Origin of the sequence: Flavonifractor sp. AGMB03687 (genome assembly GCF_017811815.1) — a bacterium.
Classification (GTDB): domain Bacteria; phylum Bacillota; class Clostridia; order Oscillospirales; family Oscillospiraceae; genus Flavonifractor.
The window spans coordinates 440,464-458,040 of record NZ_JADKZI010000004.1 but is presented as its reverse complement, the minus strand read 5'-3'; the positions used below and the strand labels follow the sequence as shown (position 1 = coordinate 458,040).

The window sequence follows — 17,577 nt, the reverse complement described above, 5'->3', positions numbered from 1 at the left end:
GTCCCCGGTTCGAATCCGTGAAGGCGCACCAATGGCCCGTTGGTCAAGCGGCTAAGACGGCGGCCTCTCACGCCGCAAACGTGGGTTCGATTCCCGCACGGGTCACCATTTTAAATTGAATAGGACTTATCGTTGAGAAAGACGGTAAGGAGAGAAAAGTTCTATTGAAGTTTTCTTTGCTTACTTTCTTTTTCGGAGGAAAGTAAGTTGGTGTTGATTGCGGTGAGGGTCCACCCGTTCCCATCCCGAACACGGAAGTTAAGCTCACCTGCGCCGAAAATACTTGTCTGGAGACGGACCGGGAAGATAGGTAACGCCAACACAAAAGACGGACTTCTTTTGAAGTCCGTCTTTTGTTCTTTTCAGGTACGGCATTTGCCGTACCGTTTTTTGATTGCCTGCTATCATCTTGTAAAGGCAGACATTACCTGATATAATGAAAGAAATTGGAGCAGAAAGGCAGGCGACGGCATGAAAAAACGATATTTTCTGTTCTTGGCAGTGCTGATGTGCCTTGGCTTATTTGCCGGATGCACCCAGCAGCCCCAGGCAAGTAAGCAGGATGACATCCCCTTTCAGGAGGGACAGTACTACGCCGTGGCCTATCTGGGCTACCAGCAGATCGAAGATCTGGATGACTATGCGGCGCGGTATCTGGACAGCGATCAGTTGCCGGTCCACTATATCTCCGGCGGCGACTACTATCTGGTGATCCCCAGATACGCGGGCATGAAGCTGTCCCTGTACCGCAATGATATGGAGACATCTGAGCCGATCCTGCTCTATGAGAACCCTGACTGCAAGCCCTTTATCCTGCAGTGCAACGCCAGTGATATTTTTGCGGACGCCACCGTCCGGCTGAGCTATGAGGAGGAGACAGCGGAGTTCTCTCCCTTCATCTCTCTGAAGGACGGTTCTGTGGATGTGGGGACACAGGGGCTGCTGCTGACCAAAACTGAAGGCAGCTAACGTACAGAAGGGCAATTACAATTCCACCGCCTGTTTCAGAAACGGGCCGTTCCATAGATGAATGATCCCGGAGATGACGGCGGAATGCGGCAGGCTTTCCGAGAGAAAGCGGTCTGACAAGCTGACAGCCTGGGCTATGCCCAGTCTGTTTTGTTCTCAGTGCGAGAATAATCAGAGCGCAAAACATGGCACCCCTGGCTATCAGACCGTGGATGGGGGATACAACACGAAATAGAAGCAACAGGGCAAAAAAGTACCTTGAAAACCATCTGGTTTAATGCTATTTTACAAGCATAAAATTGCCTTGCTGTGCATGACTATTTTGCTATAACAGGATACAAAATTGCCGGGAGATCGGCTGAAAACGCAAGGCGTTTTTTTGGGGAGCACCATTGTACTGTGGAACCTGGAGAAATGCCCGACTTGCAAATACAGATGCGGTGGGGAGTACATATGAGTGAAATTAAGAAAATTTCTGATATGATCGACATCAATTTGCTCCAGTCCATTCAGGACAACTGCTCCAGAGCCATGGGAATTGGAGCTGTGACGGTGGATTACCGGGGAAATCCCATCACACGGTACAGCGGCTTTACGGATCACTGCATGAAGGTACGGGAGGTTCAGGGATTTTCGGAGATGTGTGCCCAGTGCGACGCCCACGGCGGACTGCACGCGGCTATCACGGGCCAGCCGTATATTTACCGGTGTCATGCCGATTTGGTGGACTTTGCGGTGCCGCTGATCATCAACGGCACCTATATGGGAGCCGTTCTGGGCGGTCAGGTTCGAGTGTGTGAGGAAGAGGCCGAACAGCTGGAGTATATCCTGCCCCACCAGAGCAATTGGCGGAAGCATGAGCAGATCAACGACCTCTATGAAAAGATGGAGACCGTTTCTTATGAAAAGGTGGAGGCCACGGTGCAGATCCTGCGGGACATCATTGTGGCCCTGACCGAAAACGCGAACGGAAAGAAAATGCAGGACACCCTGGAGGAGAAGGACAAGCAGCTGACGGAGGAACGGGCTGCCCGCTCCGAGCTGGAGGATGTCATTCGCAAGCAGGAGGCAGACGCAGTATACCGCAGCTCTGAGTTCCGCTATTTCTTCTATGTGATGAATATCATGTCCCGCCTGGCCCATGAGGAGAAGGCGAAGAAGACGGAACAGGTCGTCTATGACTTTGCCGACGTCACCCGGTATGAGATGAGCACCCAGAAGAAAATCTCCACCCTGGGGGAGGAGCTCAACTACATGGAGGCGCTGCTGCGTATCCAGAAGGCCTGGGTGGGGGACAAGCTGGACTTCACCGTGTCGGTACCTGCGGGCTACTGGGGGATTCCCTGCCCCTTTATGCTTTTGCGGCAGATCTTGGACCACATTGTGGACGGACTTGGGGAAGAGCCTGCCTATCCCTTCAAGCTGGAGCTTTATGGCCAGGAGGACGAGGACGCATTCCAGCTCCAGATCCGGTGCGACGGAGCCGTCCAGTCTTCCGACGAGTGGGTCCACCTGCTCAGTGCGTCCAAGGCCGGGAGCGAGCGCTCCCTCCACACCATAAACAGCGGCCTTCAGCATGTGTTTGGAAGCAAGTACGGGCTGAGTGTAAGTGCCCGTGAGGATAAACAGACCGGAGTTATCATTCGGATTCGACTGCCATTGGAGAAGCGGGGGCCGTTCTGAGGCGTACGGCCGACTGCCTGTGTGCGGTAGGAGGAAGGCCAGATGAAACAGATTCTCATATGGAGCGACAATGATCTGGAACGACAGATTACAGGCGAGATCCTCGCCTCCGGGCTGGACGGGGTACAAGTCCTCCACGCCGACAGTGCGGAGCAGACACTGGCAACCCTCCAGACGGGCGAGATCGACCTGTTTGTCGCCGACATCCCTCAATTTAATCTGGCCAAGTGCAATGTGATCGCGTCGGCCCAGAGCCTGGCGCCCGACACGCCTATCCTGGTGATCTCATCGGGAGATCAGGAGCACGTATCCCGCAATATCTGGCGCCTTGGGATCAGGGAGTATCTGCTGAAGCCCTGCCGCCCGGCGTGGATCCTGGCCGCGGCCAGGACGCTGATGCGGAAGGGCGGCGTGACTGCCGCCCAGCCGGAGGCCGACGACGGCCGCCGGAGACGGTATCTGAACCGCCTGATGGAGCAACTGCGGGGCTTCCAATATAAAAAGTGCATCCAGACCACAAGAGAATACCTTGATTTGCTTTATGACGATGGGGATAATGTAGAGGCGATCCGCAACGAGGTAGTGGATTTTGCGGCGGGGATCGCTGAGCTGGGCGCACCCTTTGGACAGGCGGTGCAGTGGAAGCTGAACCGGTGCCTGGAGCAGTTCCGCGTCCGTTTCGACCGGCAGGGACGGAAATATGAGAGCTACCTCACGCTGGAAAACATGTTGGATATCATGTTTGAGGCCATGGAGGAGAGTAACTTCTACGAGGTAGAAGGGGGTCAAAAGATCCTCAACTTCATCGACCGGAACCTGCGGAAAGGATTGAGCCTGGACGAGGCCGCCGAGTACGCCAGCATGAGCTCTTGCTACTTCAGCAAGTTCTTCAAGAAGCTGACCGGACAGAACTACATTGCCTATGTGACCGACGGCAAGATCGAGCTGGCCAAGCAGATGCTGCTGGACACCGATATGCCGGTCATCAACATCTCCTATGAGCTCTCCTACGGGGAGACCAACTATTTCAGCAAAGCGTTCAAACGGAAGGTGGGGGTTACGCCCACGGAATTCCGGGAGCGCAATCGTAAGGCCGGAGATCAGAGCAGCGGCTGCTGACACGCCCCCGGGCGGCGCAGAGGCCGCAGGGAGTGTAGAGAACATGAAGGAATTCAGTTTCAGCACCAGGATCTTCTTTGGCGAGGGCGCGCTGGAGCGTCTGCGCAAAGTGGAAGACAAGCGCGTTATGATCGTCACCGACCGATTTATGGCCGGCATGGGTGTGCCGGACAAGGTGGCAAGCTACCTGACCCGCTGTCAGGTGACCGTCTTTGACGGTGTTGTGCCCGATCCTCCCATCGAAGTGGTGGCCGCCGGCGTGGAGGCCCTGCGGGACTGCGGGGCGGAAGCCATGATCGCGGTGGGCGGCGGGTCCACCATCGACGCTGCCAAGGCCATCCGTGCGGTGGCCAAGGAGACCCTCCATATCGATACCGACCGGTGGGAGTGCTTCGCCATTCCCACCACCAGCGGAACCGGTTCTGAGGTGACGGAGTATGCCGTTATCACCGACCGTGCCAAAGGCATTAAATACCCGCTGGACAGTAAAGCCCTGCGTCCGCCGGTGGCTATTCTGGACCCGCAGCTGACGGTGTCCGCCCCGGCGTCCGTCACTGCCGACGCCGGCATGGACGTGCTCACCCACGCTATTGAGGCCTATGTGTCCAAGGGAGCCAACGACTTCTCCGATGCCTTGTGTGAAAAGGCGGTTTCCCTGGTGTGCCGCTTTTTGCCCCTGGCCTTCCAGGACGGCACCGATCTGCTGGCCCGGGAGAAGCTCCACAACGCGTCCTGTATGGCCGGACTGGCTTTCAACTCCGCCGGTCTGGGCCTGACTCACGGCATGGCCCACGCGGTGGGCGGAAAGCTCCATATCGCCCACGGCAGAATCAACGCCATGCTGCTGCCCCATATCATCGGCTTTAACGCCAACCTGGCGGGCGTGCGCAACGGGGAATATACCCTGGCAGCAAAAAAGTACCAGCGTCTGGCCAAGACCCTGGATCTGCCCGCCCCCAGTGTTCGGCTGGGCGTCTCCAACCTGCTGCGGGAAGTGGAGCGCCTGAACCGCACCCTCAAGATCCCCGCCACCCTCAAGGAGTGGGGCGCCGGTCAGGAGCAGATCCGGGACCTGCGGGAGGAGATGATCTCCGCCGCTCTGGCCGATGTCACCACCGCCTCCAATCCCCGGCCCGCCACGGCAGAGTGTGTGGGCGCCATTCTTCAGAAACTTTCCGGCTATTGATGCAATCCGAGAGAGAGGACAAAAAAGTCCACCTCGCATCGTTTCAAGATGCGAGGTGGACTTTTTTGTCTTTGCAGAAAGGAAAAACAAAAAATGACACCCGGGAAGAGGGGGGCAGAAGGGAAAATATGGGGTACTTTTTAGACCGAGGGGTTTGGAACAAACAGACAAAAAAGCACTCCGGTCTGCCAAGAAAAGCGGGCCGGGGGTCAGGTATAATCCCTTCAGATAGCGTGCGGTCTCCTGCGGAGCCGCCGTTGGCTACATGAAGGAGGTAGTAGTATGCAACAGGAAGCTCTGGGAATGGTTGAGACCAGAGGTCTGGTCGGCGCCATCGAGGCCGCCGATGCCATGGTCAAATCCGCCAATGTCAGCCTGGTAGGCTACGAGAAGATCGGTTCCGGCCTGGTCACCGTGATGGTGCGGGGCGACGTGGGCGCGGTCAAGGCGTCCACCGATGCCGGCGCTGCCGCGGCCCAGAAGGTGGGAGAAGTGGTCTCCATCCACGTCATCCCCAGACCCCACACCGATGTGGAAAAGATTCTGCCCAATCAGCTGTAAGTGAGAAGGGACTCCCCCAAGGATTCAAAATTATAAAATGTTCGGAGGGTTAACACATGAAAGACGAGCTGATCAGCAAGGTCATGGACGAAGTCATGAAGAAGATGGGCGTGACTGAGACCACCCCCGCTCCCGCAGCCAGCGAGGCGTGCTGCGAGGCTGCCCCCGCCTGCAACCTGACTGAGTTTGTGGGCACCGCTCTGGGCCACACCATCGGCCTGGTTATCGCCAACCTGGATCATCAGGTGCATGAGCAGCTGAAGATCGATCCCAAGTATCGTGCCATCGGCATCATCAGCGATCGCGTGGGCGCCGGCCCCCAGATCTTTGCCGCTGACGAGGCTGTCAAGGCTACCAACAGTGAGTGCCTGCTGGTGGAGTGCCCCCGTGATACCGAGGGCGGCGCCGGCCACGGCTCCCTGATCATCTTCGGCGCCGAGGACGTCTCCGATGCCCGCCGGGCCGTTGAGGTCTGCCTGCGCGAGATCCCCCGCACCATGGGCGACGTGTATGGCAACAGCGCCGGTCACCTGGAGTTCCAGTACAGCGCCCGCGCTTCCTACGTTCTGAACAAGGTCTGGGGTGCTCCTCTGGGCAAGGCCTTCGGCATCACCGTAGGCGCCCCCGCCGGCATCGGCGTGGTTCTGGCGGATACCGCTTCCAAGGCGGCCACCGTGGACGCTGTTACCATTGCCACTCCCGGCAACGGCGGCACCAGCTTCTCCAACGAGGTCAACTTCTTCTTCTCCGGCGATTCCGGCGCCGTTAAGCAGGCTGTGATCGCCGCCCGCGACGTGGGCCTGCAGCTGCTCAAGACCCTGGCCCCTGACGAGGAGCTCAAGAGCACCACTACCCCCTACATCATCTAATTAACGGGAAGGAGTCAGTTACATGAAGTCAAAGCGTTTTGAAGTACTGGCCGCCCGCCCGGTTAACCAGGACGGCTATGTTCAGGAGTGGCCTGAGGTGGGTCTGATCGCCATGAACAGCCCCTTCGATCCCAAGCCCAGCATCAAGATTGAGAACGGTGTGGTTACCGAGCTGGACGGCAAGACCCGCGCCGAGTTCGATATGCTGGATACCTTCATCGCCGACCACGCCATCCGCCTGGAGAACGCCGAGAAGGCCATGGCCATGGATTCTCTGGACATCGCCCGGATGATCGTGGACATCAACGTCTCCCGTAAGGAAGTTCTGGACGTCACCCTGTCCCTGACCCCCGCCAAGCTGACCGAGGTCGTGGGCAAGCTGACCATCGTGGAGATCATGATGGGCATGACCAAGATGCGTGCCCGTATGATGCCCGCCAACCAGTGCCACGTGACCAACGTCCGTGACAACCCCGTTCAGATCGCTGCCGACGCCGCTGAGGCCGCCGTCCGCGGCTTCGCCGAGATGGAGACCACCGTGGCCGTGGCCCGTTACGCTCCCTTCAACGCCATGGCTCTGTTCGTGGGCGCCCAGGCCGGCCGTCCCGGCATCATGACCCAGTGCGCCCTGGAAGAGGCCACCGAGCTCATGCTGGGCATGCGCGGCTTCACCACCTACGCCGAGACCATCTCCGTCTACGGCACCGAGCCCGTCTTTATGGACGGCGACGACACCCCCTACTCCAAGGCGTTCCTGGCCAGCTGCTACGCTTCCCGCGGCCTGAAGATGCGCTTCACCTCCGGTACCGGTTCTGAGGTGCAGATGGGCTACGCCGAGGGCAAGAGCATGCTGTACCTGGAGGCCCGCTGCCTGGCCGTCACCAAGGGCGCCGGCGTGCAGGGTACCCAGAACGGTTCCGTGTCCTGCATCGGCGTGCCCGCCGGTGTGCCCGGCGGTATCCGTGCTGTGGCCGCTGAGAACCTGATCGCCATGCTGCTGGACCTGGAGTCCACCACCTCCAACGATCAGACCTTCACCCACTCCGACCTGCGCCGGGTGGCCCGTACCGTGCCTCAGCTCTTCTCCGGCACCGACTACATCTGCTCCGGCTACTCCGCCACCCCCAACTACGACAACATGTTCGCCGGCTCCAACTGGGATGCCGAGGACTACGACGACTGGACCATCATCCAGCGCGACATGAAGATCGACGGCGGTCTGCAGCCCGTCCGCGAGGAGGACGTGCTCAAGGCCCGTAACAAGGCCGCCCGTGCCCTGCAGGGTATGTTCCGTGAGCTGGGCCTGCCCGAGATCACCGACGCCGAGGTCGAGGCCGCTACCTATGCCAACGGCTCCAACGACATGCCTCAGCGTAACGTCAACGAGGATCTGAAGGCCATCGAGGACATGATGGCCCGCAAGGTCACCGGCGTTGACTTCGTGAAGGCTCTGGATCGCGCCGGCTTCCCCGACGTGGCCCACAACGTGTACAACATGCTCCGCCAGAAGGTGGCCGGCGACTACCTGCACACCGCCTCCATCTTCGACAAGGACTTCCACGTCCTGTCCGCCGTCAACGTGCCCAACGAGTATCACGGGCCCATGACCGGCTACCAGATCAGCGAGGAGCGCTGGAACCAGCTGAAGAACATTCCCAACGCCATCCGTCCGGAAGACATCTAAGAGGGGTGAAGCAACATGACGTTTGATGAAAACACGCTGCGCAGTGTGATTGAAGAAGTTCTCAAAGAGATGGGCGCCGCTCAGAGCGCGCCTGCCGCCGCCCCCGCCGCCTCCACCGTTCCCGCCGCCGGCAAGCTGACCGTGGCTGAGGATGGAGAGGCCCGCAAGGGCTCCGCCGCCGACGAGGTGGTCATCGGTCTGGCTCCCGCCTTCGGCACCAAGCAGACCAAGACCATCGTGGACCTGCCTCACGATAAGGTGCTGCGCGAGATCATCGCCGGCATCGAGGAGGAGGGCCTGAAGTGGCGCGTCATCAAGGTGTACCGCACCTCCGACGTCTCCTTTATCGCCCATGACGCCGCCGAGTATTCCGGCTCCGGCATCGGCATCGGCATCCAGTCCAAGGGCACCACCGTGATCCATCAGAAGGATCTGCCCCCCCTGTCCAACCTGGAGCTGTTCTCTCAGGCGCCCCTGATCGACCTGGAGACCTACCGCAAGATCGGCAAGAACGCCGCCAAGTACGCCAAGGGTGAGGCCCCCACTCCCGTTCCCACCAAGAACGATCAGATGGCCCGCCCCACCTATCAGGCTCTGTCCGCTCTGCTCCACATCAAGGAGACCGAGCTGGTGGACAACAACAAGAAGCCGCAGGCCGTTTCGGTCTCGTTCCAGTAAGGAGGCAGCAAGTTTATGGATCAGGAACTTTTGATGAAGCAGATCGTGGAGCAGGTCATGGCTGCCATGAAGAACGGCACCACCGCTCCCGCGGCTCCCGCCGCCCCCGCCGGCTGCTGCAGCACCGGCGCTAAGGTCACCGCCGCCAACTACCCCCTGGCCGAGAGCATGGCCGACAAGATCAAGACTCCCACCGGCAAGGACTTCACCTCCCTCAGCTATGAGAAGGTCATCAACGGTGAACTGACTGCCGACGACATGCGTATCGCTCCCGAGACCCTGGAGATGCAGGCTCAGGTGGCCGAGTCCGTCCACCGCGAGGCTTTTGCCGGCAACCTGCGCCGGGCCGCCGAGCTGATTGCCGTGCCCGACGAGCGTCTGCTGGAGATCTACAACGCCCTGCGTCCCTACCGCTCCACCAAGGAGGAGCTGCTGGAGATCGCCAACGAGCTGGACGGCAAGTACGGGGCCAAGACCGCCGCCACCCTGGTGCGCGAGGCCGCCGAAGTCTACGAGAAGCGCGGCAGACTGAAGAAATTCTAATCATGCACCAGAGTCAGGAGGCGCCCCATGAAACTTGTCGCAGGCATTGACATTGGAAACGCGACCACGGAAACGGCTCTGGCCCGTCTGGAGGGCGGCCGCGCGGTGTTCCTGGCCAGCGGCACGGTGCCTACCACGGGCATCAAGGGCACCCGGCAGAATATCAACGGTATCTTCCACTCCCTGAACGACGCCCTGGAGAAGGCGGGGTACACCATTCAGGACCTGAGCGAGGTGCGGCTCAATGAGGCCGCCCCCGTCATCGGCGATGTGGCCATGGAGACCATTACCGAGACCATCATCACCGAGTCCACCATGATCGGCCATAACCCCGCCACTCCCGGCGGTATGGGTGTGGGTGTGGGAGAGACCATCCTGATCACCGACCTGGAGCACGCCCCCGGCGGCAAGGACTACATCGCAGTGGTCCCCAAGTCGGTGGACTTTGAGGAGGCCGCCCGGCTCATCAACCGGGGCAGCGCCGGCAGCCGTCAGGTGACCGCCGCTATCGTGCAGCGGGACGACGGCGTGCTCATCCACAACCGTCTGGACCGGAAGATCCCCATCGTGGACGAGGTGGCCCTGGTGGACAAGGTTCCCCTGGGCATGCGCTCGGCGGTGGAGGTGGCCTCGGCCGGCGGCGTGGTGGAGGTGCTCTCCAATCCCTACGGCATCGCAACCCTGTTCGGCCTGTCCTCGGAGGAGACCCGGCAGGTGGTGCCCATCGCCCGGGCCCTCATCGGCAACCGCTCCGCGGTGGTCATCAAGACCCCCGCCGGTGACGTGAAGGAGCGCAAGATCCCCGCCGGCTCCATGGAGCTGATGGGCCAGAACCGCAGCGTCAAGGTAGATGTGGATGCCGGAGCTGAGCGCATCATGAAGGCGGTGGAGTCCATCCCCACCCTGGAGGATGTGCGGGGCGAGCCTGGCACCAATGCCGGCGGCATGCTGGAGAAGGTCCGCCAGGTTATGGCCAACCTGACCAACCAGCACCCCAGAGACATCAAGATCCAGGACCTGCTGGCGGTGGATACCTTTACCCCCCAGAAGGTGCAGGGCGGCCTGGCCAACGAGTTCTCTCAGGAGAACGCTGTAGGCATCGCCGCCATGGTCAAGGCCGACCGGCTCCAGATGGAGGCCATCGCCAAGGAATTTTCCGAGCAGATCGGCGTACCGGTCCGGGTAGGCGGCGTGGAGGCCGACATGGCCATCCGGGGCGCTCTGACCACCCCGGGCACCAACAAGCCCCTGGCCATCCTGGACATGGGTGCCGGTTCCACTGACGCATCCATCATCAACCCGGAGGGTGAGATCCACTCCATCCATCTGGCGGGCGCCGGCAACATGGTCACCCTGCTGATCCAGTCGGAGATGGGCCTGCCCGACTTCGACACGGCGGAGGATATCAAAAAGTATCCCCTGGCCAAGGTGGAGAGCCTGTTCCACATCCGCCATGAAAACGGCACCGTGGAGTTCTTCCAGCAGCCCCTGGACCCCCGGCTCTTTGCCAAGGTGGTCATCCTGAAGGAGGGCAACTTCATCCCTCTGGAAGGGGACCTGTCCATGGAGCGCATCAAGCTCATCCGCCAGCAGGCCAAGCAGAAGGTGTTCGTCACCAACGCCATCCGGGCCCTGACCCGGGTCAGCCCCACCGGCAACGTGCGGGAGATCCAGTTCGTAGTGCTGGTGGGCGGCTCCGCCCTGGACTTTGAGGTGCCTCAGATGGTCACCGACGCCCTGTCTCAGTACAAGGTGGTGGCTGGCCGGGGCAACATCCGGGGCACCGAGGGCCCCCGCAACGCGGTGGCAACCGGCCTGGTGCTCTCCCTGACGGAAGGGAGGGCCTGACATGCCCATGTCCCATGAGATCCGCAAGCCCATGATCCACTTCTTCCACACGGCTCAGGCCGACCGCCTGGTCCTTCGTGAGGTGGAGCTGGGCATGGAGGAGGAGGGCATCCCCTGGAAGCTGGACCAGATGCAGGACGGAAACGCCCTGTCCCTGGCCTGGGAGGCGGCCAAGAGCTCCAACCTGGAGGTTGGGGTGGGGGCCGACGACCAGTGGATCGTCCTTCACTACAATAAGCTGGAGCAGGATCAGCCATTATTCCGCATCTCTGCCCAAGCCGGGCCTGCCCAGGCCCGGGCACTGGGAGCCAACGCGGCGCGGCTGGTAAAGAAGTTGCCGCTGAAGGCTCTGGACAGGAGGTGAACATATGCAGCAGAAAAGTTTGGGACTCATCGAAACCCAGGGTCTGGCCGCCGGTGTGGTGGCCGCGGACGCCGCGGTGAAGTCGGCCAACGTGGAACTGGTGGGCTACGAGCTTACCAAGGGCGGCGGCTGGACGGTCATCAAGGTACAGGGCGACGTAGGCGCGGTGAAAGCCGCCGTAGATGCCGCCAGAATTGCCGCCGGCAAGGTCAACCGGGTGGTGAGTACCCGTGTGATCGCTCGCCCTTCCAGCAGCCTGGAGCAGTTGATCCACACCGCGGACACGGTGGGCGACCAGCGGCCTGAGCCCCCCGAGGGGCCGGAGCCGCCCCATACCCCTACTCCGCCGCCGGAGCCCGAGACCCCTGCGGAACCGGAGACCCCGGCAGAGGCTGAGGCTCCCGAGGAGGCACCGGAGGAGCCGGGAGAGCCGGAGGAACCCGAGCCCCCTGTGGAGCCGGAACAGCCGGCAGAACCTGAGGTTCCCGCTCAGCCGGAAAGCCCGGAGGAGCCCGAAGAGCCGAAAGAGGCCCTTCCGGCGGAGGAAGCTGCAGAGCAGCCCCCCGTGGAGGAGGCTCAGGAGGAGACGGTACCGCCGGAACCGGCGGAGCCCGCTGAACCCGCGCCGCAGCCCGGCGCGGAGGTACAGACCGGTTCCTCCTCCCGGCGGAGCCGCAAAAGCAGAAACAAATCCAATCAATCCAAATAAGAACACGTAACGACTTTAGGAGGTTATCACTATGGGTGAAGCGCTCGGTATGATCGAGACCAGAGGCCTGGTTGGCGCCATTGAGGCTGCCGATGCCATGACCAAGTCCGCTAATGTTACTCTGATCGGCTATGAGAAGATCGGCTCCGGCCTGGTGACCGTCATGGTCCGTGGCGACGTGGGCGCGGTCAAGGCCGCCGTGGACGCCGGCGCCTGCGCCGCTGAGAAGGTGGGCGAGATCGTGTCTCAGCACGTGATTCCCCGTCCTCACACCGACGTGGAGAAGATCCTGCCCAAGCTGCAGTAATCGTAAGAGGGATCTGGTATGGGCAAAATCGGAATGGAATACCAGGACGTTGTCCGTCAGATCACCCGCCTGGTGGTGGAGGCGCTCCAGGAGCAGGAGCAACTGGAGCGCTCCACCCCCATCGGGGTATCCAACCGTCACATCCATCTGGATCGGGCGGATATGGATGCCCTCTTTGGTCCCGGCAGTGAGCTGACGGTGAAAAAGATGCTGGGCCAGCCCGGCCAGTACGCCGCGGAGGAGACCGTGACCATCCGGGGCCCCAAGGGGGAACTGAACCGGGTGCGTGTTCTGGGCCCCCTGCGTGGGGAGACCCAGGTGGAGATCTCCGTGGCAGACGGCTTTGTGCTGGGGGTGAAGCCCCCGGTGCGGGAGTCCGGCCAGCTGGAGAATACCCCCGGCATCGAGATCATCGGACCCAAGGGCAGCGTGAAAAAGGAGCGTGGCGTCATCGCCGCGCTGCGGCATATCCACATGACGCCGGACATCGCCCGGCGGCTGGGATACCGGGACGGCCAGTACGTGCAGACCCGAATTGAGGGCCTGCGGGGCGCATTGCTGTGCAACGTGCTGGTCCGTGTTTCGGAGAGCTACGCGCTGGAAATGCACATCGACGTGGAGGAGGCCAATGCACTGGGCGTCAAGACCGGTGACCGGGCCTTCTTTGTAGAAGACTAAAGCAACGGAGGATGGGCCATGGGGCAGGAGCTGACAACATGCAACGAGACCCTGCTGGAGTTTGAGCGGCTGATCGAAACCGGCAGCTGCAATCCCTGGGAGGGCCAACTGCGGACAGGGGTGGATCTGGGCACAGCCAACATCGTGCTGGCCGTGGTGGATGAACACGACCGGCCGATCGCCGGGGCCACTTATCCGTCCACCGTGGTGCGGGATGGCATCGTGGTGGACTACATCGGCGCGTTGAACGCGGTGACCCGGCTGAAAGATGAGCTGGAAGCCCGGTTGGGGACCACCCTGGAGGTCGGCGCCTGCGCCATACCGCCCGGAATTATCGAAGGCAATGTGCGGGTGATCGGAAACGTGGTAGAGGGGGCGGGCTTCCGCCTCACCAACGTCGTGGACGAACCCACGGCGGCGGCCTCGGTGCTTGGCATCACGGACGGCGCTGTGGTGGACGTAGGCGGCGGTACCACGGGCATCAGCATTCTCAAGGACGGCAAAGTGATCTTTACCGGAGACGAACCCACCGGCGGCACCCATATGACTTTGGTGCTGGCGGGCTTCCACGGCTGGAGCATCCAGGAGGCCGAGCAGGCCAAGCGGGACCCGGCCCAGGAGAGCCGGGTATTCCCGGTGGTCAAGCCGGTGGTGGAAAAGATGGCCTCCATCGTGGGACGCTATCTGAAGGACTACCCGGTGGACCAGATCTATGTGGTGGGCGGCGCCTGCTGCTTCACCCAGTTTGAGCAGACCTTTGAGAAGTGCCTGGGCGTGCCGGTGATCAAGCCGGCGGCCCCGCTGCTGGTGACCCCCCTGGGCATTGCCGTGAACTGTACACAGTAACAGCAAAAGTAGGTGAGGACCGTTGACGAACGAGCAGCTGAACAGCCTGGTGCGGGAGACCCTCCTGGTGGAGGAGTTGGCCCAGCGGGTGGTGGTGAAGCTCCTGGCGCGGATGAAGCAGGCGCTGGTGGTGTACACCGGTTCCAACATCAGCGCCGGAGAGGCCCTGGAGGCTATGAGCCGCCTGCGGGCTGACGGCTACACCTTCCGTGTGCTGCTCTCCCAGAGTGCCGCCGGCCTGCTGGACGTGGAGGCCATCCGCGCTGCGCTGGAACCGGAGGAGCTTTGGATCGGCACACCGGGCGACACACCGGAGGCGCTCACCAAACAGTACGATACCATTATTGTGCCGGCGACCACCGTCCGCACCGCCGCCCACGTGGCGGCCTGCATGGCGGATACGCCGGCGGCAGCGGTGATTCTGGACGGCCTGATGCGGGGCAAGGATGTGATCCTGGCTACCGACGGCTGCTGTCCGGACCACCGCGAGCGGGCCAGGCGGGGCTTCCGCATGGCCGAGCCCCTGAAGCAGACCCTGCGGGGCAATCTGGAAACCCTGCGCGCCTATGGAGCGCGGCTGACCTCCGCGGACCGGCTGGATCAGGCGGTCAAGCGGGCCATGGCAGCACGCTTCCCCATGGGCGGCAATACCGGGAAACAGGCTTCCACCCAGCAGCAGGCAGTCAATACCATCCGGCTCAAGGGCCATGTGATCGGCGGTCAGCAGCTGGCCGGCTGCCCCTCCGGCAGTACGGTGTGGGTGGAGCCCCACGCTCTGATCACCCAGCTGGCAGCCGATGACGCCCGCCGCCGGGGGATCACCATCCGAAAAGAGACGTAAAGCAGGTGACACTATGTATTTGGGTAGAGTGATCGGGACCGTAGTCTCCACCAGCAAGAACGAGCATCTGGTGGGCATGAAGCTCCTGGTTGTGGAAAAGCTGACCGAGCGCCTGGAGCGGGACGGCAGCAGCGAGGTTGCTGTGGATTCCGTGGGTGCCGGCGTCGGCGAGATTGTGATCGTCTGTAAGGGCAGTTCCGCCCGCTACGTCTTCGGAAAGGGCGAGGCCCCGGTAGACACCTCCATTGTAGGAATTGTGGATACGGTTGAGGTGGGCTGATGGCAAACTTATATACCAAGACCGGCGACAAGGGTCAGACTAGCCTGGTAGGCGGCACCCGGGTCAGCAAGGACAGCCCCCGGGTGGAGTGCTACGGTACCATCGACGAAGCCAACTCCATGCTGGGTCTGGCCTACGCACAGACCGACCGGGAGTACATCCGCACCACCCTGCACACCATTCAGGGCAGGCTGTTTTCCCTGGGCGCCGAGCTGGCCAGCGATGAAGACGGCATGGCCAAGCTGAAGGGCCTGATCTCGGAGGAGGACGTGGCCTTCCTGGAGCAGGTGGTGGACACCTGTACCCAGACCACCGGCAGACAGACCCACTTTGTCATTCCCGGCGTGGACCCCTGTTCCGCGGCCCTCCATGTGGCCCGCACCATCGTGCGCCGGGGGGAGCGGCATATTGTCACCCTGGCCCAGCGCTACCCGGTGCGGCAGGTGGTATCCCGCTACGTAAACCGGTTGTCCGACGCCATTTACGCGCTGGCCCGGCTCCAGGAGGACCTGGTGCAGGAGGAGCGGCTGCGGGAGAAGGTGACCGCCGTTGTGCGGGAGCAGATGGCCGGGAACCGGACAGAAGCTATGCCGCCCTTTAGCCTGGCCACGCTGCAGAAGATGGCCAAGCGGGCGGAAGAGAAGGCGGAGCAGCTGGGGGTACCGGTGGTATTCGCGGCTGTGGACCAGGGCGGTAATCTGGTGCTCCTCCAGCGAATGGAGGGCGCCCTTCTGGCCAGCGTGGAGATCGCGGCCGGGAAGGCCTATACGGCCAGCGCGCTGAAGATGGCGACCCATGAGCTGGGCCAGGCGGCCGGGCAGAACGGGCCGCTGTATGGCATCGAGACGGCGATTCCCGGCAAGATCGTCCTGTTCGGCGGCGGCTTCCCCTACAAGGTGAACGGGAAAGTGGTTGGAGGCGTAGGCGTCTCCGGCGGCACGGTGGAACAGGATATGGAGATCGCCCGCTGGGCAATGTCCCTGTAAGGAGGAATATACAATGAACCTTGATGAAGCTGTTGTGGAGTCCATCGTAAAAAAGGTGCTCTCCCAGTTGGAAGATCAGCAGCCCCAGGAAAGCAGCTGCTGCGGCGGCGAGTGGGGCGTGTTCAAAACTATGGACGAGGCGGTTGGCGCCGCTGTCGTCGCTCAGCAGGAGTATCTGGGCCGCTCCATGCATGACCGTGCCAAATATGTGCAGGCCATCCGGGACGTGGTGCAGGATCAGGAAAACCTGGAGTACATCTCCCGCAAGGCCGTGGAGGAGACCGGTATGGGCGGCTACGCCTATAAGCTGATCAAGAACCGCCTGGCGGCGGTCAAGACTCCCGGCATCGAGGATCTGACCACCGACGCCATGACCGGCGACGACGGCCTGACCCTGGTGGAGTACTCTCCCTTTGGCGTCATCGGCGCCATTACTCCTACCACCAACCCCACTGAGACCATCATCTGCAATTCCATCGGCATGCTGGCCGCCGGAAACGCAGTGGTGTTCAGCCCCCATCCCCGGGCCAAGGAGGTCTCCCTCCACCTGGTCCGCCTCATCAACAAGGCGCTGGCCGTGGCGGGTGCGCCGGCCAACCTGGTGGTGACCGTGTCCGAGCCCTCCATCGCCAACACCAACGCCATGATGAATCATCCTAAGATCCGCATGCTGGTGGCCACCGGCGGCCCGGGTATCGTGAAGACGGTGCTCTCCAGCGGCAAGAAGGCCATCGGCGCCGGCGCCGGCAATCCCCCCGTGGTGGTGGATGAGACCGCCGACATCGAGAAGGCCGCCAAGGACATCGTGGACGGCTGCTCCTTCGACAACAACCTGCCCTGCATCGCTGAGAAGGAGATCATCGCGGTGGATTCCGTGGCCGACTACCTGATCTTCAACATGAAGAAGCACGGCGCCTATGAGGTCAAGGATCCCGAGCTCATCAACAAGCTGGTGAGCCTGGTGACCAAGGAGGGCAAGAGCCCTGTCACCGACTACGTGGGCAAGAGCGCCAAGTACATCCTGGAGCAGGTTGGCATCAACGTGGGCGACGACGTGAAGGTCATCCTCATGGAGACCACCGAGGACCACCCCTTCGTGCAGGTGGAGCTGATGATGCCCATTCTGCCCCTGGTGCGTGTGCCTGACGTGGACCAGGCCATCGACATGGCCGTCCGTGTGGAGCATGGCAACCGCCACACCGCCATGATGCACTCCCGCAACGTGGAGAAGCTGACCAAGATGGCCAAGCTGATCCAGACCACGATCTTTGTGAAGAACGGCCCCTCCTACGCCGGCATCGGCGTGGGCGGCGAGGGCTATACCACCTTTACCATCGCCGGTCCCACCGGAGAGGGACTGACATCCGCCAAGTCCTTTGCCCGCCGCCGTCGCTGCGTCCTGGTGGGCGGTATGGACGTGCGATAA

The 17,577-nt window shown here is 61.7% G+C and carries 19 protein-coding genes, 1 tRNA gene and 1 rRNA gene; all 21 read left to right on the top strand.

The genetic code is table 11. From position 1 onward, the window contains the following. Nucleotides 1-33: 33 nt before the first annotated feature. Nucleotides 34-108: transfer RNA gene (locus tag J9789_RS11475), tRNA-Glu, on the top strand. A 98-nt stretch (nucleotides 109-206) separates the two neighbouring features. Beyond that, nucleotides 207-322, top strand: a 5S ribosomal RNA gene (rrf, locus tag J9789_RS11470). Nucleotides 323-471: 149 nt separating this feature from the next. Next, nucleotides 472-969, top strand: coding sequence for a hypothetical protein (locus tag J9789_RS11465; RefSeq protein WP_209345475.1), 498 nt, complete (start codon nucleotides 472-474; stop codon nucleotides 967-969). Between the two features lie 453 nt (nucleotides 970-1,422). After that, nucleotides 1,423-2,652: a PocR ligand-binding domain-containing protein gene (locus J9789_RS11460; RefSeq protein WP_209345473.1), complete on the top strand. Its 1,230-nt coding sequence runs from the start codon at nucleotides 1,423-1,425 to the stop codon at nucleotides 2,650-2,652. Between the two features lie 42 nt (nucleotides 2,653-2,694). Further along, a complete protein-coding gene (locus J9789_RS11455; RefSeq protein WP_209345471.1) occupies nucleotides 2,695-3,771 on the top strand; it encodes a response regulator transcription factor in 1,077 nt (358 codons plus the stop codon). A 43-nt stretch (nucleotides 3,772-3,814) separates the two neighbouring features. Further along, nucleotides 3,815-4,957, top strand: coding sequence for a 1-propanol dehydrogenase PduQ (locus J9789_RS11450; RefSeq protein ID WP_209345470.1), 1,143 nt, complete (start codon nucleotides 3,815-3,817; stop codon nucleotides 4,955-4,957). Between the two features lie 282 nt (nucleotides 4,958-5,239). Further along, nucleotides 5,240-5,518, top strand: a complete 279-nt coding sequence (eutM, locus tag J9789_RS11445; protein WP_087340571.1) for an ethanolamine utilization microcompartment protein EutM — start codon at nucleotides 5,240-5,242, stop codon at nucleotides 5,516-5,518. A gap of 56 nt (nucleotides 5,519-5,574) precedes the next feature. Further along, nucleotides 5,575-6,387: a propanediol utilization microcompartment protein PduB gene (gene pduB / locus J9789_RS11440; protein WP_209345468.1), complete on the top strand. Its 813-nt coding sequence runs from the start codon at nucleotides 5,575-5,577 to the stop codon at nucleotides 6,385-6,387. Between the two features lie 22 nt (nucleotides 6,388-6,409). Next, nucleotides 6,410-8,071, top strand: a complete 1,662-nt coding sequence (locus J9789_RS11435; RefSeq protein WP_209345466.1) for a propanediol/glycerol family dehydratase large subunit — start codon at nucleotides 6,410-6,412, stop codon at nucleotides 8,069-8,071. A gap of 15 nt (nucleotides 8,072-8,086) precedes the next feature. Beyond that, complete coding sequence (locus J9789_RS11430) at nucleotides 8,087-8,749, top strand: propanediol/glycerol family dehydratase medium subunit (RefSeq protein ID WP_209345464.1); 663 nt, start codon at nucleotides 8,087-8,089, stop codon at nucleotides 8,747-8,749. A gap of 15 nt (nucleotides 8,750-8,764) precedes the next feature. Continuing rightward, nucleotides 8,765-9,292 carry a diol dehydratase small subunit gene (locus J9789_RS11425; protein WP_209345462.1) on the top strand — a complete coding sequence of 176 codons (528 nt, stop codon included), beginning with the start codon at nucleotides 8,765-8,767 and terminating at the stop codon, nucleotides 9,290-9,292. A gap of 27 nt (nucleotides 9,293-9,319) precedes the next feature. Then, complete coding sequence (locus J9789_RS11420) at nucleotides 9,320-11,140, top strand: diol dehydratase reactivase subunit alpha (protein ID WP_209345460.1); 1,821 nt, start codon at nucleotides 9,320-9,322, stop codon at nucleotides 11,138-11,140. Nucleotide 11,141: 1 nt separating this feature from the next. After that, a complete protein-coding gene (locus J9789_RS11415; protein WP_209345458.1) occupies nucleotides 11,142-11,504 on the top strand; it encodes a glycerol dehydratase reactivase beta/small subunit family protein in 363 nt (120 codons plus the stop codon). A 4-nt stretch (nucleotides 11,505-11,508) separates the two neighbouring features. Beyond that, complete coding sequence (locus J9789_RS17325; protein ID WP_280842688.1) at nucleotides 11,509-12,213, top strand: BMC domain-containing protein; 705 nt, start codon at nucleotides 11,509-11,511, stop codon at nucleotides 12,211-12,213. A gap of 31 nt (nucleotides 12,214-12,244) precedes the next feature. Further along, nucleotides 12,245-12,520, top strand: coding sequence for a propanediol utilization microcompartment protein PduA (pduA, locus tag J9789_RS11405; RefSeq protein WP_087339333.1), 276 nt, complete (start codon nucleotides 12,245-12,247; stop codon nucleotides 12,518-12,520). A gap of 18 nt (nucleotides 12,521-12,538) precedes the next feature. After that, complete coding sequence (locus J9789_RS11400) at nucleotides 12,539-13,198, top strand: phosphate propanoyltransferase (protein WP_245185211.1); 660 nt, start codon at nucleotides 12,539-12,541, stop codon at nucleotides 13,196-13,198. Between the two features lie 18 nt (nucleotides 13,199-13,216). Then, the gene (gene eutJ / locus J9789_RS11395; protein WP_209345456.1) at nucleotides 13,217-14,044 is read left to right on the top strand and encodes an ethanolamine utilization protein EutJ; all 828 of its coding nucleotides are present in this window, start codon (nucleotides 13,217-13,219) and stop codon (nucleotides 14,042-14,044) included. A gap of 22 nt (nucleotides 14,045-14,066) precedes the next feature. Beyond that, nucleotides 14,067-14,885, top strand: coding sequence for a flavoprotein (locus J9789_RS11390; RefSeq protein ID WP_245185210.1), 819 nt, complete (start codon nucleotides 14,067-14,069; stop codon nucleotides 14,883-14,885). Nucleotides 14,886-14,898: 13 nt separating this feature from the next. After that, on the top strand, nucleotides 14,899-15,165 hold the full coding sequence (locus J9789_RS11385; protein WP_209345454.1) for a EutN/CcmL family microcompartment protein: 267 nt from the start codon (nucleotides 14,899-14,901) through the stop codon (nucleotides 15,163-15,165). Further along, on the top strand, nucleotides 15,165-16,151 hold the full coding sequence (locus tag J9789_RS11380; RefSeq protein WP_209345452.1) for a cob(I)yrinic acid a,c-diamide adenosyltransferase: 987 nt from the start codon (nucleotides 15,165-15,167) through the stop codon (nucleotides 16,149-16,151). The genes J9789_RS11385 and J9789_RS11380 overlap by 1 nt, the downstream gene beginning before the upstream one ends. Nucleotides 16,152-16,164: 13 nt before the next feature. Then, nucleotides 16,165-17,577 carry an aldehyde dehydrogenase family protein gene (locus J9789_RS11375; RefSeq protein WP_209345450.1) on the top strand — a complete coding sequence of 471 codons (1,413 nt, stop codon included), beginning with the start codon at nucleotides 16,165-16,167 and terminating at the stop codon, nucleotides 17,575-17,577.

What these genes read in the sequence shown, in the direction of transcription:
- J9789_RS11465 (WP_209345475.1), top strand. Translation starts at nt 472, where the DNA reads ATGAAAAAACGATATTTTCTGTTCTTGGCAGTGCTGATGTGCCTTGGC.
- J9789_RS11460 (WP_209345473.1), top strand. Translation starts at nt 1,423, where the DNA reads ATGAGTGAAATTAAGAAAATTTCTGATATGATCGACATCAATTTGCTC.
- J9789_RS11455 (WP_209345471.1), top strand. Translation starts at nt 2,695, where the DNA reads ATGAAACAGATTCTCATATGGAGCGACAATGATCTGGAACGACAGATT.
- J9789_RS11450 (WP_209345470.1), top strand. Translation starts at nt 3,815, where the DNA reads ATGAAGGAATTCAGTTTCAGCACCAGGATCTTCTTTGGCGAGGGCGCG.
- eutM (WP_087340571.1), top strand. Translation starts at nt 5,240, where the DNA reads ATGCAACAGGAAGCTCTGGGAATGGTTGAGACCAGAGGTCTGGTCGGC.
- pduB (WP_209345468.1), top strand. Translation starts at nt 5,575, where the DNA reads ATGAAAGACGAGCTGATCAGCAAGGTCATGGACGAAGTCATGAAGAAG.
- J9789_RS11435 (WP_209345466.1), top strand. Translation starts at nt 6,410, where the DNA reads ATGAAGTCAAAGCGTTTTGAAGTACTGGCCGCCCGCCCGGTTAACCAG.
- J9789_RS11430 (WP_209345464.1), top strand. Translation starts at nt 8,087, where the DNA reads ATGACGTTTGATGAAAACACGCTGCGCAGTGTGATTGAAGAAGTTCTC.
- J9789_RS11425 (WP_209345462.1), top strand. Translation starts at nt 8,765, where the DNA reads ATGGATCAGGAACTTTTGATGAAGCAGATCGTGGAGCAGGTCATGGCT.
- J9789_RS11420 (WP_209345460.1), top strand. Translation starts at nt 9,320, where the DNA reads ATGAAACTTGTCGCAGGCATTGACATTGGAAACGCGACCACGGAAACG.
- J9789_RS11415 (WP_209345458.1), top strand. Translation starts at nt 11,142, where the DNA reads ATGCCCATGTCCCATGAGATCCGCAAGCCCATGATCCACTTCTTCCAC.
- J9789_RS17325 (WP_280842688.1), top strand. Translation starts at nt 11,509, where the DNA reads ATGCAGCAGAAAAGTTTGGGACTCATCGAAACCCAGGGTCTGGCCGCC.
- pduA (WP_087339333.1), top strand. Translation starts at nt 12,245, where the DNA reads ATGGGTGAAGCGCTCGGTATGATCGAGACCAGAGGCCTGGTTGGCGCC.
- J9789_RS11400 (WP_245185211.1), top strand. Translation starts at nt 12,539, where the DNA reads ATGGGCAAAATCGGAATGGAATACCAGGACGTTGTCCGTCAGATCACC.
- eutJ (WP_209345456.1), top strand. Translation starts at nt 13,217, where the DNA reads ATGGGGCAGGAGCTGACAACATGCAACGAGACCCTGCTGGAGTTTGAG.
- J9789_RS11385 (WP_209345454.1), top strand. Translation starts at nt 14,899, where the DNA reads ATGTATTTGGGTAGAGTGATCGGGACCGTAGTCTCCACCAGCAAGAAC.
- J9789_RS11380 (WP_209345452.1), top strand. Translation starts at nt 15,165, where the DNA reads ATGGCAAACTTATATACCAAGACCGGCGACAAGGGTCAGACTAGCCTG.
- J9789_RS11375 (WP_209345450.1), top strand. Translation starts at nt 16,165, where the DNA reads ATGAACCTTGATGAAGCTGTTGTGGAGTCCATCGTAAAAAAGGTGCTC.